Source organism: Streptomyces sp. R302, from assembly GCF_012927245.1.
GTDB lineage: Bacteria > Actinomycetota > Actinomycetes > Streptomycetales > Streptomycetaceae > Streptomyces.
In genome coordinates this window covers 443,513-459,491 of the sequence record NZ_JABBGE010000005.1, presented here as the reverse complement: position 1 = coordinate 459,491, position 15,979 = coordinate 443,513, and the positions used below count along the sequence as shown (strand labels likewise).

General features: G+C 73.5%; 14 protein-coding genes and 1 pseudogene. 5 read left to right on the top strand and 10 right to left on the bottom strand.

Features of this window, described 5'->3' with window-relative positions:
- Positions 1–30: 30 nt before the first annotated feature.
- The 10 genes from HHL19_RS18380 to HHL19_RS18335 all read right to left on the bottom strand — a co-directional run bounded on the left by HHL19_RS18380 (position 31) and on the right by HHL19_RS18335 (position 10,133).
- Positions 31–240 (bottom strand): ferredoxin, encoded by a 210-nt coding sequence (locus HHL19_RS18380; protein ID WP_169090895.1) that lies wholly within the window; start codon positions 238–240, stop codon positions 31–33.
- A 50-nt stretch (positions 241–290) separates the two neighbouring features.
- A complete protein-coding gene (locus HHL19_RS18375; protein WP_169090893.1) occupies positions 291–1,490 on the bottom strand; it encodes a cytochrome P450 in 1,200 nt (399 codons plus the stop codon).
- 263 nt (positions 1,491–1,753) lie between these two features.
- Complete coding sequence (locus HHL19_RS18370; protein ID WP_169090892.1) at positions 1,754–2,008, bottom strand: hypothetical protein; 255 nt, start codon at positions 2,006–2,008, stop codon at positions 1,754–1,756.
- Between the two features lie 53 nt (positions 2,009–2,061).
- Positions 2,062–2,871: a hypothetical protein gene (locus HHL19_RS18365; protein WP_169090890.1), complete on the bottom strand. Its 810-nt coding sequence runs from the start codon at positions 2,869–2,871 to the stop codon at positions 2,062–2,064.
- A 208-nt stretch (positions 2,872–3,079) separates the two neighbouring features.
- Positions 3,080–6,520, bottom strand: a complete 3,441-nt coding sequence (locus HHL19_RS18360) for a phospholipase C, phosphocholine-specific (protein WP_169090888.1) — start codon at positions 6,518–6,520, stop codon at positions 3,080–3,082.
- A 197-nt stretch (positions 6,521–6,717) separates the two neighbouring features.
- Positions 6,718–6,993, bottom strand: a complete 276-nt coding sequence (locus HHL19_RS18355) for a DUF1905 domain-containing protein (RefSeq protein WP_169090886.1) — start codon at positions 6,991–6,993, stop codon at positions 6,718–6,720.
- 9 nt (positions 6,994–7,002) lie between these two features.
- Positions 7,003–7,377 (bottom strand): VOC family protein, encoded by a 375-nt coding sequence (locus HHL19_RS18350; protein WP_169090884.1) that lies wholly within the window; start codon positions 7,375–7,377, stop codon positions 7,003–7,005.
- Positions 7,378–7,511: 134 nt separating this feature from the next.
- Positions 7,512–8,045 carry a serine hydrolase gene (locus HHL19_RS18345; protein ID WP_169090882.1) on the bottom strand — a complete coding sequence of 178 codons (534 nt, stop codon included), beginning with the start codon at positions 8,043–8,045 and terminating at the stop codon, positions 7,512–7,514.
- Positions 8,046–8,440: 395 nt separating this feature from the next.
- A complete protein-coding gene (locus tag HHL19_RS18340; protein WP_169090880.1) occupies positions 8,441–8,953 on the bottom strand; it encodes a GNAT family protein in 513 nt (170 codons plus the stop codon).
- Between the two features lie 115 nt (positions 8,954–9,068).
- Positions 9,069–10,133: a mechanosensitive ion channel domain-containing protein gene (locus HHL19_RS18335; protein ID WP_169090878.1), complete on the bottom strand. Its 1,065-nt coding sequence runs from the start codon at positions 10,131–10,133 to the stop codon at positions 9,069–9,071.
- 308 nt (positions 10,134–10,441) lie between these two features.
- On the opposite strand from HHL19_RS18335, the gene HHL19_RS18330 reads away from it, so the two are divergent.
- From HHL19_RS18330 to HHL19_RS36800, 5 genes and pseudogenes are all read left to right on the top strand, one after another.
- Entirely contained in the window at positions 10,442–12,073 is a 1,632-nt protein-coding gene (locus HHL19_RS18330; protein ID WP_169090876.1) for an alpha/beta fold hydrolase, read from the top strand.
- A gap of 193 nt (positions 12,074–12,266) precedes the next feature.
- Complete coding sequence (locus HHL19_RS18325; protein ID WP_169090874.1) at positions 12,267–13,109, top strand: PP2C family protein-serine/threonine phosphatase; 843 nt, start codon at positions 12,267–12,269, stop codon at positions 13,107–13,109.
- 221 nt (positions 13,110–13,330) lie between these two features.
- Entirely contained in the window at positions 13,331–14,350 is a 1,020-nt protein-coding gene (locus tag HHL19_RS18320) for an MASE1 domain-containing protein (protein ID WP_169090872.1), read from the top strand.
- Positions 14,347–15,138: pseudogene (locus HHL19_RS36805) on the top strand (serine/threonine-protein kinase); the annotation flags it as partial. The gene HHL19_RS18320 and the pseudogene HHL19_RS36805, both read left to right, overlap by 4 nt.
- A gap of 145 nt (positions 15,139–15,283) precedes the next feature.
- Complete coding sequence (locus HHL19_RS36800) at positions 15,284–15,907, top strand: hypothetical protein (RefSeq protein WP_206325337.1); 624 nt, start codon at positions 15,284–15,286, stop codon at positions 15,905–15,907.
- Positions 15,908–15,979: the final 72 nt, after the last annotated feature.

The following is a 15,979-nucleotide window of genomic DNA, read 5'->3' as shown; positions in this document are numbered from 1 at the left end:
GGAGGGCAGCGGTGCGTCTGTCGCCGTTCCTCACCCGTCCGGCGCCTGCCTCTCCCCCAGGCTGATGGCCTGGACGGGGCAGGCGCGGGCCGCCTCGCGGACCAGGGTTCCGCCCGCTCCGTCCTCGCGGCCGGGCAGGACGGTGCCGAAGCCGTCGTCGTCCTGGGTGAAGACATCGGGGGAGACCAGGGCGCACTGGCCCGCTCCCATGCAGATGTCCGGGTCGATGGAGATGCGCACCGGTGGGCGTTCCCTTCTCGTGGAGCCGGATTCGGGCCCGGCGGGGGCGCTCACCAGGTGACGGGGAGTTCCAGCATCCCCTGGATGGTGTCGCCGGGCTTGAAGGGGATCTCCTCGGCGGGCGCCGCCAGTCGCAGGCCCGGCAGGCGCCGCAGCAGCGTGCCGAGGGCGATCTCCAGTTCCGCGCGCGCCAGGTTCTGGCCCAGGCACTGGTGGATGCCGAAGCCGAAGGCGACGTGGTGCCGGGCCGTCCGCTCCCAGTCCAGGGCGTCCGGGTCGGCGTAGACCGCGTCGTCGCGGTTGATGAGGGAGGTGGAGAACACCACGCCCTCACCGGCGCGGATGACCGTCCCGTCGATCTCCAGGTCCTCACGGGCCACGCGCAGCATGCCGTCCGCGATCGACAGGAACCGCAGGAGCTCCTCCACGGCCGTCGGCAGCAGGCTCGGATCCGCTCGGAGCTGCGCCGTCCTCTCGGGGTGCCGCAGCAGCGTGTACGTCCCCAGGGAGATCATGTTGGCGGTGGTCTCGTGCCCCGCGACCAGCAGGATGGTCGCCAGCTGGACCAGCTCCTCGCGGTCGGGACCGCCCTCGCGCGCCTGCCGTGCGACCAGGTCGTCCAGGACGCCCTCGCCGGGCTTGGCGCGCTTGCGGTCGATGAGGTCGCCGAGGTAGCCCTCCAGCCGGGCCAGCGCGTCCTCGATGTCCTCCCCCGTGGGGCCGCGGAGCAGCCGTCGGGACTGTTCCTCGAAGAAGTCGTGGTCCTCGTACGGCACACCCAGCAGGTCGCAGATGACGATCGAGGGCACCGGCAGCGCGAACGCGCTCACCAGTTCGGCCGGCGGGCCCTCCGCCTCCATGGCGTCGAGCAGCCTGTCCACGGTCGCCTGGATCCGGGGACGCATGCCGTCCGTGCGCTTGAGCGAGAAGCTCGGGATCAGCATCCTGCGCTGGACGTTGTGCTCGGGGTCGTCCCACCCGAGGAGGGCGGCGCGCCGGCGGCTGCGGAGGGCCTGGGCCCGTTCCGTGGGGATCGGGAAGTCCGGGTGGGTGGAATCGGTGGACAGGCGCTGATCGGCCAGCAGGGCCCGCGCGGTCCGGTGTCCGGTCACGAACCACACGTCCCGGCCGTCCCACAGGGTGACCCGGGACAGGGGACGGTCCTGGCGCAGGGGGTCGTAGGCGGCCGGGGGGTGGTAGGGGCAGGATCGGCTCTGGGGAAAGGCGACGGCTTCGTCCGTTGTCGTCATCAGGAACCTCGCAGACGGCGGATCGTTGGCTCCGGCGTTGGCGCCACACCCACTACATGCCTCAGGCATCTATCCGGTCTACACAGAGTTCGGCCAATCCACCGGAACGGGTGGCATCTCTCCGCGAGCCAGGAGCCGGGCGTCGTCCTCGAAGCGGCCTTCACGACTCACGTACGGTTCCCGTGACTTCGGAGAACAGGGCCGTGGGCGTCAGGCGTAGGCGTAGGCGTAGTCGGTCGACAGGTACTCCGAGTACGACCCGTTCATCCTCGGACGTGGAACGTCGTTCCCGCACTGCGCACAGCTGACGGCGCGTCCGCCGTCTCGGCACCGCGTAGACCCTCCTTGCTGTGTCTTCCGAGTCCTACGGCCGTTTTGGCGAAGTCGAGGAAGGCGATGCGGCGTGCACAAGCCGGGCACTGGGCGTCGTAGACCTTCAGCGGGCCCCTGAGCTCGGCGGCCGGGACGTTCGGATACTCGGCCAGCTCCTGGACCTCTGCTTCGTCCATCACCCGCATGTCCGAGGACCTCGTCGAGCGTCGGCCGCGGTTGCTTCACTTCCGAACTCCTTCTACGAGTCCCGCATGATGCGCGCGAGTCGGGTCGATGCCTGCCGGGCATCGGCGAGCGCGCGGTCGTACACGTCCTGCCGTGCCGGGACGTCCGCCCCGCGGTGCGGGCACAGCTCGGTGCCCGGAAGCACGTAGGAGTTGCATCCGTGGCAGAGCACGAGGGATGGCAGGTGCGGCTCGGCGTGTCCCGCCGCCGTGGCGGGCTCCGGTCGAGGGAGCGCCGGCCACGGCGCCTTCGCCGCCTGGGCTGTCGAGTCGGCGTCCGGATCGGGTTCCTCCACGACGTCGAACCGGCCGTGGTCGAACGACGTCCCCGGTGCGGGAAGCCGGCGGACCACCCACTCACGCTTGCCCTGCTTCCTCAGCTCCAGGGCCCGGTAGTGGCAGTACGGGTTGTTTCCCGGCCGCCCCAGCAGGGAGTGCGACGTCCAGGTGCAGCCGCCCTCGCACACGTCCGCGTCATAGCAGCCGGCGGAGAACCCCCCCCCCCCCACAGGTCCCGACCGCGGCTTTTGCGTGCGAACGACAGCTGGGGGGGCGGACGCCCACGCCTCCGCGATGCCGATGTCCCGTACGGCGCCACCCGCGTACGCCGTGGTGGGGAGCGACGGGCAGCCCTTGATCGTCCCGTCGGCCTCGATGCCCAGAACGTTGCGGCCGGCGAAGCAGCCGGCCCAGTGCGCCGTTTCGGCGCCGCCGCCCCGCAGCAACGCCTCGTACGGGCCGACCAGGACACCGAAGCCGAAGGGCAGCGGAGTGGTCCGCTCGGCGGGCATCTCGTCCGCCACCGTACGCTCGACCACCATCATGGGGGTCAGGGGGATTTCCGCCGACGCGGAAACCGCACCCGGTCATCGCTGGCTCCTCGCTGTCGTTTCGGCCATTGAGGCCTCGGCCGGGACGGCATACGAGCACCCAGAACCGAATGGAGTCGCCCACACCCCGCCGGACCGCGTCCAGGGCGCAGTTCCCCGGCGGGGTGGATCTCCGGGGGCGGGGTGTGGGGGCCGCGGCCGGTCAGACGTCGGAGACCGGGGAGGTTCCCAGCCTGATGTTGTCCACGGCCCAGAACCAATTGTTGCCCGCGTGGTGGACCCTGAAGCCCACCTTCACCGAGCGCGCGTCGGCCGGCACCGGGAAGGAACAGGTCACGAGACGGTTCTGCTGGTCGCGGCCGCCGTTGGTGTTCCCCGACGGCGCGCTGGAGTAGTGCAGCACCCGAGAGGTGGCGCCGGTGTCGAAGACCACGGTCACCTCCGCCTCCTGCGGGCTCTCCTGCCGGTAGTGGGAGTCGAAGCCCAGGTACAGCGTCGGGGTCCCCGCCGGGATCGCGACCGCGGGCGTCATGAGAGTCGAGTCGAAGCGGCCACGGCTGGACGGGCTGCCCGTGTCGTCCCAGTCGTCCGGGTCGGCGACGGCGACGACGCCCAGGGACCGGCCGAACGCGGCGCGTTCCTGGCCGGCCGGGAACCAGAACTGCCGGGAGAGGAACGACCAGCCGTCGAGTTCCTCCGTGCCCTGCGGCATCCCGGCCGCGTTGGTGACCGTCCATCCCTCGGGCGCGGTCCGCGTCCAGCCCCGCAGTCCCGGACGGCTCAGGTCGGTGGCCGGGGCCAGCCGGTCGGCGAGGGACTCGAAGTTCTCGGCGAGCAGGTGGCCGGTCATCACCGGCCCCACCCGGGTGGCCAGCGACCCCGCCTGCTCCACCGCCGCACCGGCCGCTGTGCGCGCTCCGACGGTCGCCTTCAGCGTCGCCGAGGTGCGGGCCGCCGATGCGGGCGCCGTGACCTCCCAGACCACCTTCACCGACGTACGGGCCGGGACCGAGGCCGGGGTGCCGGCGGCCGCCTCGGCGCGCCATCCGTCCGGTACCGCCAGCGCCGCCGACAGGTCGGTGAGCGGGGCGTCGCCCGCGTTGGTGACGGTCGCGGTCACGGCCAGCGGCTGCTCCGGGTAGAGCGCGCAGCCGTCGGTGCCGGGGGAGCTCGCCGGCGCGGTCAGGGTCAGGGTCACCGGGTGCGCGACCTCGGCCCGGACCCGGGCGTCCGCGACACGCAGCAGCCCGTCGCCTTCGGCGCGGGCGGCGACGGTGAGCGTGGCGGCGGTGGCGTCCGCCGCGGGGGTGACCGTGAAGCGCAGGTCCGCCGAACCGCCGCCGGGCAGGCTCCGCGGGACCGGCCCGGAGGACTCGACCGTCCAGCCGGCCGGTGCCGGCAGCGACACCGCGAGGTCCCGCAGCCGGCCCGTCCCCTCGTTGCGTATGCGCACCGTCACCTCGGTGGGGCTGCCCTGCACGAGCGGGGCGGTCAACGGCGGCAGCGGCTCCGGCAGGGTGAGCGCAGCGCTCAGCGCCGGCCCGGTCCCGATCGCCGGGTCGGTGGCGCCCGGTCCGCTGTCCGCGGGCCGGCCGGACATCCGCCGCAGGAAGCGCGGATCGTCCACGTCGAGCACCACGATGTCGTACCAGCCGTGCCTGGCGAGCGGTACGGACACCGTCCTCCTCCGGCCGGGCGCGAGCCGGACGGTCCGTACGCCGCCCTGGCCGCGCCGCGGATGGGTGGACTCCCCCACCAGGAGCGTCCGGGTCCGCTCCGACGGGTTTCCGCACTCCACGTCCACGCTGCGGGCGTGCGCGCGCTCCACGACCCGCGCCTCGGCGCCGATGCCCGCGCCACGCAGTTCCCACAGGGCCCAGCCGGGGCCGTGCACCTGGAGGTCGTAGCCCTCGGGGCCGTACGGCAGGCTGCCGGTGGTGCTGTCCCGGCCGGCGACGGTCCAGGTCCGCGGAGCGGTCCCGTCCCCCGGGTACGCGGTGATCGCGGCGGCCCGCCGCCCCTCGTTGCCGAGCCCCAGCCGCACCTCGGTGCCGGTGACGGTGGCGCGCAGCGAGATCCGGTACGGGGACGGCCGGGTGGGGCGGACGCCGGGCTCCTGGACGGGCCGCGCCTGCGTCGCCGGGGGCACCGGATTCCAGCGGCCGATCGGTGCCGGGACCGCGCCGGGCTGCTCCACGTCGGGCTGCCGGTAGGCGCGTTCGAAGTCGAACACGGAGGTCAGGTCGCCGAAGACGCTGCGCCGCCAGGCGCTGATGTTGGGTTCCTGGACCCCGGTCCACTTCTCCAGGAACCGGATCACCGAGGTGTGGTCGAAGAGCTCGGAGTTCACGAACCCGCCGACCGTCCAGGGGGACACGACGGTCATCGGGACGCGCGGTCCGGGGCCGACGGGGCGGCCGCCCGCCCAGTCGTCGCCGTCGCCGGAGTCCGGCCTGGGGGCGGTGGGAGCGGGGACGTGGTCGAAGTAGCCGTCGTTCTCGTCGAAGTTGATGAACAGCGCGGTCTTCGACCAGGTCCCGGGGTCCGCGGCGATGGCGTCGAGGAGGTCGTAGACGAGGCCGGCGCTGCCGACGGGCGTGGAGGAGCCGGGGTGTTCGGACAGTGCGGCCGTGGGCACCACCCAGCTGACCGCGGGGAGGGTCCCGGCCTTGATGTCGGCCTTGATCCGGGTGAGCAGGGTGCCCGGTTCGGAGCGGTAGGCGCCGCGGAGGAACAGCCGGCGCTCGTCCTCGGGGAGGGCGTCGACCGCGGTGCGGAACCGGTCCAGATCGGCCCGGCGCTCACCGGCGTTCTTCGCCCACAGCTTGTCGTAGAACTCCTCGGTGGTGGCGTAGGCGAACCCGGCGGCGGTGAGGATCTTCCTGCCGATCCGCTTCCACGGCTTGAAGTACTCCACCGCGTTGTCGGTGAAGTTGTCCCATTCCTGGTAGATCTGCCAGGACACCCCGGCGGCCTCCAGGCGCTCCGGATAGGTGGTCCAGTCGTAGCCGGCGTGGCCGTAGGAGTACGCGGCGTTGGTGACGGCCCGGCCCCCGCCACCGGGTTCGAACCCGGTGGTGCCGGTCCACAGGTAGTTGCGGTTGGGGTTGGTGGAGCCGAAGACGGAGCAGTGGTAGGCGTCGCAGAGGGTGAAGCGGTCGGCGAGTTCGTACTGGAGGGGGATGTCGCGCCGGTCGTAGTGGGCCATGGTGCTCGGGCCCTTGGCCGCGATCCAGTCGTTCCACCATCCGTTCGCGCGGGCCTGTACCCCGTCGGTGAAGCCGTGCGGCAGCGAGCCGAGGTACTGGATGTCGCTCTCGGGCCGTCCGGCTTCGACGGCCGACTGGCGCGCGGAGAACGGCAGGACGGCGGGCCCGCCGGAGCGGGGCTGCTCGAACACGCTCGTACCGTCGGGCAGGCGCAGCGCTCTGCTGTCGCCGAAGCCGCGGACGCCCCTGAGGGTGCCGAAGTAGTTGTCGAAGGAGCGGTTCTCCTGCATCAGCACGATGACGTGCTCGACGGCCCGGAGGCCACCGCGTGGCAACGGGGCGGCCATGGCCGTCAGGAGGGAGGGCGGCAGGACGGAGAGCGCGGACCCCGCGGCGAGAGTGCCGAGTACCTTACGGCGTGAGAAGTCGGGCATGGCGGGGAGGCTAGGACGTGGCACGGCACGTCGAGAACCCGTCACGCCAGGGATTCGCCCACTGTTCACACCAGGGACTCATACGAAATCCGCAGGTCAGAGCCATGATCACGATGAGCTGGTGGGTACGGTGGGGGGCGCGGGGACCCCGGCGCGGGGACCCCGGCGCGGGCTCGCGCGCGGTCCCGGCTCTCGAGTCACTCGATGCGTTCTTCCAGGTGGATGGTGACCTCGTCGCCGGGGCCCTTTCCGAGGAGCTCGCGTACGTCGGCCTTGACGGGCAGCTTGTGCGTGCCGTCGCCCAGCGCCATGAAGGAGCTCCGGAACGGGTGACCGTCGATCGTCCCTCGGATCTTCACGAGCCCACGGGTGCCGAAGTATTCGGCCGATCCGGGCATCACGACATAGGTCCAGCCGCCCTTGTTCGGGCTCTTCCGCAGCGTCGCGGTGAACTCTTTGTCCAGTGCGGTCATGGCGCGCGCCTATCCGACGATCACGAGGACGTTGCCGTCGCGGTCCCGAAGGGTGAACATGGGTGGCACTCCGAGCCACTGGATCAGGTCGTCCACGTCGACCCCCCGCTCCTTGAGACGTGCGTGGACGGCCGGGACGTCACCGGCAGACAGCCTGATCCCGGTGTCGACGCCGGTGGACTCGCCAGGGACCAGCGCGATGCTGGTCTCGGCCCCGTCGGGAGCGACAGTGATCCAGCGTCCGCCGATCTGCTCCAGTGGGACATCCATCCGTTTCCGCAGCCCCAGGACGTCGACGTAGAACTCGACGGCCTTGTCCTGATCCGCGACGGGAACGGCGATGTTGCCGATGCCGGTGATGCGTGCCTGCTCGTACTCGTTCACTGTGCTCTCCCCGGTGAGGTGGATTCACTCACTATGACCGGCGGAGCCGCGAGAACTCATCGCTCCGACCTCTGGATCCCTCCCGGGAAACCGCCCGACGTCAACCATGGCCGACCAGGGCCCCGGTCTCCTGTTCAGTGATGTCCCATGTCCCCCAGCGGCGCGCCGTCGCGGTTGGTGAAGATGACGCCGATCCAGCCGGTGTCGGGACGGATGCTCCAGCCGGCGCCAACGCCGGGGTCGGCACCGGCGCGGCTCCACAGCCGTTGACCGCTGACGAGGCCGACCGGCATCGGGTAAGTCCCGAACGACGCGTCGACGGGCACGTTCCGGCGGGCCGCCAGGCCGCCCCCCTCGGCGGCCAGGGGAATCTCGGGCCCGGTGAACAGCTCGGCGTGGTTCCGGTGCAGCACGGTGCCCTCGCCCGGCGCACGCGCGAAACGGACCAGGTCCCGCGCGGTGGCGAAGCCACCGTCCCCAGGGGCATCGATGAAGGCACGGCCCCCGGGGTCTTGCCCAGCACGTAGGGGTGTGGGCTGCCCTCGTCCAGATGGCGGACCGCGTCCACGTGGCTGCCATCGGCCAGCGCCATGTAGGGGTGCGCGCGGGCCCCGATGCGGCAGCAGTACCCCTCCGGAGAACCTGCCCTCGGCGGCCAGCTGCGCCACGTGCCGGTCGTACGTGCCGCCGGGCCGGGTGCCCGGGGGGATGCCGGAGGCGGTGGGGGCCGCAGCGGCGGGGCCGGGTCAGGGCGCCCACCTGCGGCGCGCCCGCCACCGCCATCCCGGCGGCGGCCAGCCCGCCCGCCCCGGCTCAGCAGCCGTCGGCGGGAGAACGCCTCGAACCGGCGGCCCGCCGCCTGGACGGCGGCCGGGTCGGCCGGGGGGCGGCCGACCCGGCCGGGCCGCAGGCAGGGCGCGGGCCTTCCGACGCGCGGAGGGACGGACGTCCGGGCGGTAATTGGACAGCGGCCAACGGGCCGCTGCCGACCTGCCCCGGTGCGGAGGACGTCGCGTCAGCGGCGTCGGAGGTGTCTTCCTCAGGGCGTCCCGGCCCGGTCGGCTCAGCGCACCAGTTCCGGTGCCAGCAGGTCCATCAGCAGGCCGTCGTGCCAGGTGCCGTCCGCGCCCCGTTCGTACTGGCGCATCACGCCGACGGGGCGGAAGCCGACCTTCTCGTAGCAGCGGATCGCCGCCGCGTTGTCGGCCGCCGGATCGATGACCAGCCGGTGGAAGCCGTGGTCGTCGACGAGGTGGCGGGCGAGGGCGCGGACGGCGTCCGTGCCCAGGCCCCGGCCGTGCACCGACGGGTCGAGGAACAGGTCGATCCCGGCGTGCCGGTAGTCCGGCTCGTCCTCGGCGTACCACTGGATCATGCCCACGATCCGGTCGTGGAACCGGATCGTCAGACAGCGCGTGTCGGGGTCGTCCAGGTCGGAGGCGACTTCCCCGGCCAGGTCGTCCTCGCCCCGCCAACGGGCCCGCACCTCGGGCGTGGCCCTGATGGCGGCCAGGGCGGGGACGTCCTCCGGGGCCGAGGGACGCAGGACGACGGCGGCACCGTACAAGTCGCTCATGCCCTCAGCTTGCCCGACAGCCGGCCGGTACGTTGGGGGCAACCCGTACGTTCCGGCAGCCGGGAGCACCCCGCGACGAGCGGTGGGAGGGCGGCGGCCGGCGCGGCCGAGTGTCTCAGGCGAGCGACGGGGGTCCGTCCTCGCCGTGCGGGGGCGGAGCCGTGACGATCTTCGGCAATCCGGCCGGGTGCTCCGTGGCGAGCCAGCGGACCAGTTCCTCGCGGACCCCGCAGCGCAGCGTCCACAGCTCGTCGGGGTCCTTCGCCGTGACCAGCGCGCGGACGGTGATGCCGGTGGGCGAGGTGTCCGTGACCGCCAGGTCCCAGCCGCGTCCGTCCCAGGCGGGGCACTCGGCGAGGAAGTTCCGCAGATGCGCCCGGAGCGCCGGGACAGGGGTGGCGTGGTCGCAGTGGAGGTAGATCGTACCGGTCATCTCGGCGCCGCCGCGGGACCAGTTCTCGAAGGGGCGCGAGGTGAAGTACGAGACCGGCAGCGTCACCCGCCGCTCGTCCCAGGTGCGTACGGTGAGGAAGGTCAGGGTGATCTCCTCGACCATGCCCCACTCCCCGTCGACGACGACCGTGTCGCCGATCCGGACCATGTCGCCGAAGGCTATCTGGAAGCCGGCGAAGAGGTTGCCGAGGGTCGACTGCGCGGCCACGCCGGCCACGATGCCGATGATCCCGGCCGAGGCGAGGAGCGACGTGCCCAGCGCCCGGAACGACGGGAAGGTCACGAGCGCCACCGCGCAGGCGATCACCCCGACGGCCACCGACACCACCCGGGTGAGCAGCGTGACCTGGGTCCGCACCCGCCGCACCCTCGCCCGGTCCGGGGTGCGCCCGGCGTAGCGCGCGTACGAGGACTCCACGAGGGCGGTGGCGACGCGGACCGTCAGCCAGGCGCCGCTGCCGATCAGGCAGAGCACCCGGAGCCGGTCGACGAGCCCGGCGTGGTCCTGCGCGGGCGTCCACTCGGCGACACGCATCGCCCAGCCGAGCAGGGCGGTGAACAGGACGACGAACAGGGGCGTACGGCAGCGGCGCAGCAACCCCCACAGGGGCGTGCCGGGACGCCGGACGTGCGCGCGGCGGGCCGCGTAGTCCGCCGCGCGGACGACGGCGTACGCGACCAGCGCGGAGCCGCACAGGGCGATCAACAGCCGCGGTGAGTTCTCCATGTCCTCCGCCTGACCACTGACGCGCCGGGCAAACAATCCGGGGCGTCCCGGGACCGGTTGACGCACCGGACGCACCGGACGCGCCGGGACGTGCCGGGACGTGCCGGGACGTGCCGGGACATGCCGTCGACCGCGGCCGGGACGGAAAAGCGGCCCGGTGCGTTCGCCTCCCCAGGGACCATTTCGCCGGGCCCGTCTCCTCCCCGAGGCGTAGACGATCCGCACCTCGCGCGGGATTCCGCACCGCCTCGATCCGCGAAAGGGTGCTGCGGACCGATCCCTCCGCACCCACGAGGAACTGACGCCCTGTGCGCACCCGGATAGCCTCCGTCGTGGCGGTCACCGCCGCCGCGGCGCTCCTGCCCGCCCTGACCCCCGCCGTCGCCGCCGCCTCGCCGCGGGCCGCGGCCGTCTCCGTCACCGTCACCGTCTCCGTCACCGCCCCTGCCTCCGCCGGCGCGTTGGGGTGGTACACCCGGCAGAAGCCGCGCTGGGCGCCCTGCGATCCGCAGGCGCCCGCCGACCTCGAATGCGCGACCATCAAGGTTCCCCTCGACTACGGCGCCCCGGCCGGCCGGACACTCGACCTCGCGATCTCCCGGGCGAGGGCCACCAGCCCCCGGGAGCGGCGCGGGGTCCTCCTCCTCAATCCCGGTGGCCCCGGCGCGGCAGGCCTCGACATGCCGCTGTGGATGGCACCCCAGCTGCCCGACGCCGTGAAGAAGCGGTACGACCTCATCGGTTTCGACCCGCGGGGCGTCGGCCGCAGCTCGCCGGTGAGCTGCGGCCTCACCGGCGACGAGCTCGCCTGGCAACGCCCGTACAAGGCGGCCTCGTTCGACCGGGACGTGCGCTGGGCGCGGACCGTGGCCGAGAAGTGCCGCGCGCGGAACGGCGCCGTCCTGCCCCACCTCACCACCCGCAACACCGCCCGCGACATGGACGTCGTCCGTGCCGTGCTCGGCGAGAGGAAGATCTCGTACCTGGGCTACTCCTACGGCACCTATCTCGGCGCCGTCTACACCCAGATGTTCCCGCGCCGTGCGGACCGGTTCGTGCTGGACAGCGCCGTCGACCCGGCGCGGGTCTGGCGCGGCATGATCCAGGTGTGGGCGGAGGGCGCCGAACCGGCGTTCACCCGCTGGGCCGACTGGGCCGCACGGCGGGACGCCACGTACCGGCTCGGTGACACCCCCGGCGAGGTCCGCGCGGCCTTCTGGAAGCTGGTCGCGGACGCCGACCGCACCCCGGTCGAACTCGACGGCATGCGGCTGACCGGCGACGACATCAGGTCCGGCACCCGCGCCTCCTTCTTCGACCCGCGGGCCGCCGCCGAACTGGTGGTCCGGCTGAGGGCCGCCGCCGCGGGCGGCACCCCGCCGGCGCCGTCCCGGCGGACCGCGCCGGAGCGGCCCGCCCCGCCGTCGTTCGCCTCGGGCGCCGCGGCGCGGGCCGGCGCCGACGTCCCCGACGACAACACGGACGCGAGCTTCTGGTCCGTCGTCTGCGCCGACACCCGCGCCTGGCCCCGTGACCCGGAGCGGTACCGCCGGGACGCGATCCGCGACAGGGCGGCGTACCCGCTGTACGGCGACATCGCCTCGCACATCAAGCCGTGCGCGTTCTGGCCCGCCGGCTCCGAGCCCGCCACCCGGGTGAACAACTCCTCCGGCGCGCTGATCCTGCAGAACGAGTGGGCCTCCCAGACGCCGCTGGTCAGCGGGCAGGGCCTGCGCCGGGCCCTGAAGGGCGCCCGCCTGGCCACCGTCCTCGGCGGCCAGGGCCACGGCGTGTACGGCTCCGGCTCCTGCGCCGACGCGACCGCCACCGCCTACCTGACGACGGGCCGGCTGCCCGCCGCCGACGTGACCTGCCGGGCGACACCGCAGCAGGCACGCCAGGACCTGCGGCTCCCGCTGCCGTCCCCGCGGGGCTTCTGACCGGCCGGGGCCGTCGGGAGCGGGCCGCCGCATTTTCGTGAGGTGGGGTGGGCTGCGGGGTCGATGAGATGCGGACGTCGGCGCCTCCGGGCAGAGTGGGGGTGGACCTTTCCTACCGAGGTGGTCCGTTTGGTCCTGCGCGCTGGAGATGGGACGAACTGATACGAGGGCTCTCGTCACGTCGGAGTGATCGATGTTCCGCAGACGGCCGGCCGACAGCAGCGAGGACCTGCTGGCCCGGCTCGGGTCGCTGACCGCCAGGGCTCGGGAGCTGGCCGAGACGCAGCGTTCCCGTGTCGAGCTCGCGGTGGCCCTGCAGCGAGGCATGCTGCCCTCGGACCTCCCCCGCTTTCCGGGCGCCCGGCTCGCCGTCCGCTACGAGCCCGCCAACCACGGCCTCAACGTCGGCGGTGACTGGTACGACGCCTTCCCCCTGCCCGGCGGGCGGATCGGCATGTCCATCGGTGACGTCCAGGGGCACAACATCGAGGCAGCCGCCTTCATGGGGCAGGTCCGCGTGGGGTTGCGCGCGCTGGCCTCCGTCACCGACGAGCCGGGTGAGCTGCTCGGTCGCACCAACGACCTGTTGCTCTCGCTGGGCGCCGACCTCTTCGCCACCTGCACCTTCCTTCGGCTCGACCCCGTCGCCGGCACCCTGGAGTGCGCCCGGGCCGGCCACATTCCCCACATCTGGGCCACCGCCGACGGCCACTCCGGCATCGACGACGGCGAGGGCGGGCCTCCGCTCGGTGTGCTCCCCGGCGTCGACTACCCCACCACGCTCCACCGGCTCACCGCCGGCGGCGTCTTCGTCCTGCTGACCGACGGGGTGGTGGAGGGACCCTCGCTCCACCTCGACGACGGCCTGGACCAGGTGATGCGGCTCGCCGGGATCACCGCCGTCGCCGGCCTGGGCGTCGACGCGCTCGCCACCTCCGTCATGAGGCTGGCGGCCACGGTGGGGCACGAGGACGACGCGGCCGTCCTGGTCGTCGGCCATGACGGCGGATCGGACCGGTCGCCGGTCGAGCGGTGAAGGCGGAGGGTGTCGGGTCCCTGGTCGGGGCCTTGTCCCTGGAGGGGCGACTCTCCGCCCACGGGGCATGATCCGGCCGGATCGGACGAGAGCGGCCGGGGTCCGTCGGCGTCCCGGCGTCCCGGCGTCCTGGCGCACCGGGACGGTCCGGGCTCGTGACCTACGGTGGCGCCCGACACGCAGGCGTCCTTGTCCGGTCGTGGCGGCCCGGCCGGTGTCTTATGGCTGGCGTGTTGGTCACTCGGCAGTTCCGAAGTCTTACAGAGACGGCCCTGGCGTCGCTGGCCGTGGCGGCTTGCTACTACGCGGCCGGGCGGCTCGGCCTGCTGGGCCGCCTCGTCGTCGAGAGCGTGGTGGTCACCCCCATCTGGCCGCCCACCGGCGTCGCCGTCGCCGCCCTGCTGCTGCTCGGCGCGCGGGTCTGGCCCGGGCTCGCCCTCGGCTCCTTCCTCGTCATCGCCTCCCTCACCACCCCCGGCCCCACCACGCTGGTGACCGTGGCGAGCAACACCGTCGCGCCGCTCTGCTCCTTCCTGCTGCTGAGACGGGTCGGCTTCCGGCTCGACATGGCGCGGCTGCGGGACGGAGTCGCCCTGGTCTTCCTCGGCGGGTTCGGCGCCATGCTGATCAGCGCGACGGCGGGGGTCGGACTGCAGGTGGCGACGGGGTCCCTGCACAGGAGCGAGTTCTGGGCCGTCTGGCTGGCCTGGTGGGTGGGCGACACGATGGGCGTGCTGCTCGTCGCCCCGCTCCTGCTCGTCCTCGGGCGGCCGGCCGGCCGGTTCCGGCTGGAGCGCTGGAAGGAGGCGGCCTTCCTGACGCTGGCGACCGTGGTCCTCGTGCCCCTGGCCGTGCTCAGCCCGATGAGCGTGCTGTTCCTCGTCTTCCCCCTGCTGATCTGGGCAGCGCTCCGCTTCCAGCTCGTCGGAAGCATGCTGTGCGCCCTCTTCGCCTCCGTGCTCACCACCTTCGAGGCGACCTCCGGACGGGGCGCGTTCCTCCACCTGTCGGACGTCGAGATCATGGTCAAGCTCCAGGCCTTCAACGGCTCCGCCGCCCTGACCGCCCTGCTCCTCGCCGCCGTCATCACCGAGCAGCGCGCGACCCGCCGGTCGGTACGCCGCGCCTGCCAGGAACTGGCGGAGGTCCTGGAGCACCTCGCGGCGGGCGATCCCCCGCCGGATCCGCCCGGCACCGCCGGGAGCGGGGCGGCCCCGCGCGGCGGGCAGCGGGATCCGTGACCCCCCGCGCGCACAGGCGACCACATCCTGCTCGGCCGGCCTGCTCGGCCGGCCTGCTCGGCCGGCTCGGCGTCGGCGGCATGGGGCAGGTGTACCTGGCGCGGTCGCCGGGCGGCGGGATGGTCGCGCCGAAGGTGATTCGGGAGGAGATCACCGGGCACCGGGAGGCGCCGGCCCGGTTCCGGCGGGAGGTCGCGACGGTGCGCGCCGTCCGCAGCAGCCCGCACACCGCGCAACTGGTGGACGCGTCGCTGCGCGAACCGCCGTACTGGCCGGCCACCGAGTACGTCCCCGGTCCGACGCTCCGTCAGGCAGTGTCCCAGGAGGGGGCGTTCACGCCGACGGCGTGCCGCGGCCTGTTCGAGGCGTTCGCGGTTGCCCTGGCGGACGTCCACGCGTACGGGGTGACCCACCGGGACCTCAAGCCGCAGAACGTGATCCTGGCGGCCGAGGGGACCCGGCTCATCGACTTCGGGATCGCGCGCGGCCTCGACGACACGGCCCTGACGCGGACGGGCGCCGCGCCCGGCACCCCCGGCTTCACCGCCCCGGAGGTACTGCCGCGCAACGAGACCTCCGCCGCCGCGGACGTCTTCGCGCCGGACGCCACCATGGCGTACGTGACGACGGGCCGGCCTCCCTTCGGCGACGGCCCGGCCGAGGCCGTCTCCTACCGGGCGGTGTACGAGGACATCGACCTGGCCGGGGCGGCGGACTCGGACCCCGGGCCGCTCGCGCTGATCCGGGACTGCGTGGCGAAGGATCCCGCCGACCGCCCGGCCGTGTCGGAGGTCGTCGCGCGCTGCGCCGCACCGGCGGACCCGCCCCTTCCGCCGACCCGCGCCGACCCTCGTCGCCCCGGACGCCACCGACGACCCGGACCGAAGCCCGCACCGGGAGCCGGGGCACCGCCGACGCGGCGGATGGGGCGCGGTGGCCCTGGTCCTGGTGCTGGCGGGCGTGGCGGGTGTGGCGGGCACCGCCGCCTGGCAGGTATGGAAGGAGGGCGAAGGGAGCGACGGCACCCGCAGGGGTGTCAGCGGCGGGCCGACGCCGTCGGGCACACCCGGACGGGGCGCTCCCTCCCCGTCCCCCGAGCACACCGAGGCCGCCGGTCCCGCCCCACGGGCGGAGTCCGCCGCCGAGGTCCGCTGGGCCCTCTCGAAGGACCCGAAGCAGGCGCGGTTGGGCGTCCTGGAGTGCGACCGGCCCGCCGAGGGCGGCCCGTCCGCCGGTTCCACCTCGACCTCGGTCCCGTACCGCTCCGGCGACTCCTCGGCCGAGGTGGGCTTGCCCTTCACGAGCGAGGGGACCCCTCGCATGGTGACCGGCGTGAAGCCGCCCGGCGGAACGGGATTCGGCCACACCACGCGCCCGCTGCGGGTCGGCCCGGCAGGGAGGACCCTGGAGTATCCCCGGGACTTCCCCGGAACTCCGCCCGTGACGTCGAGGTCGGGCGACTGGACGGTGGTCGTCTACCGTACCGAGACCGACGACCGGACCACGTGGAAACGCTTCGGTTGTACGGGCTTCCGCGCGGCCCGCTCCGGCGGCTGACCCCGTCCGTGACCCATCCCGTCAGCTGGTGTCGCCGCACCACGAGCAGAGCAACGTGTCACCGGTCGTGTC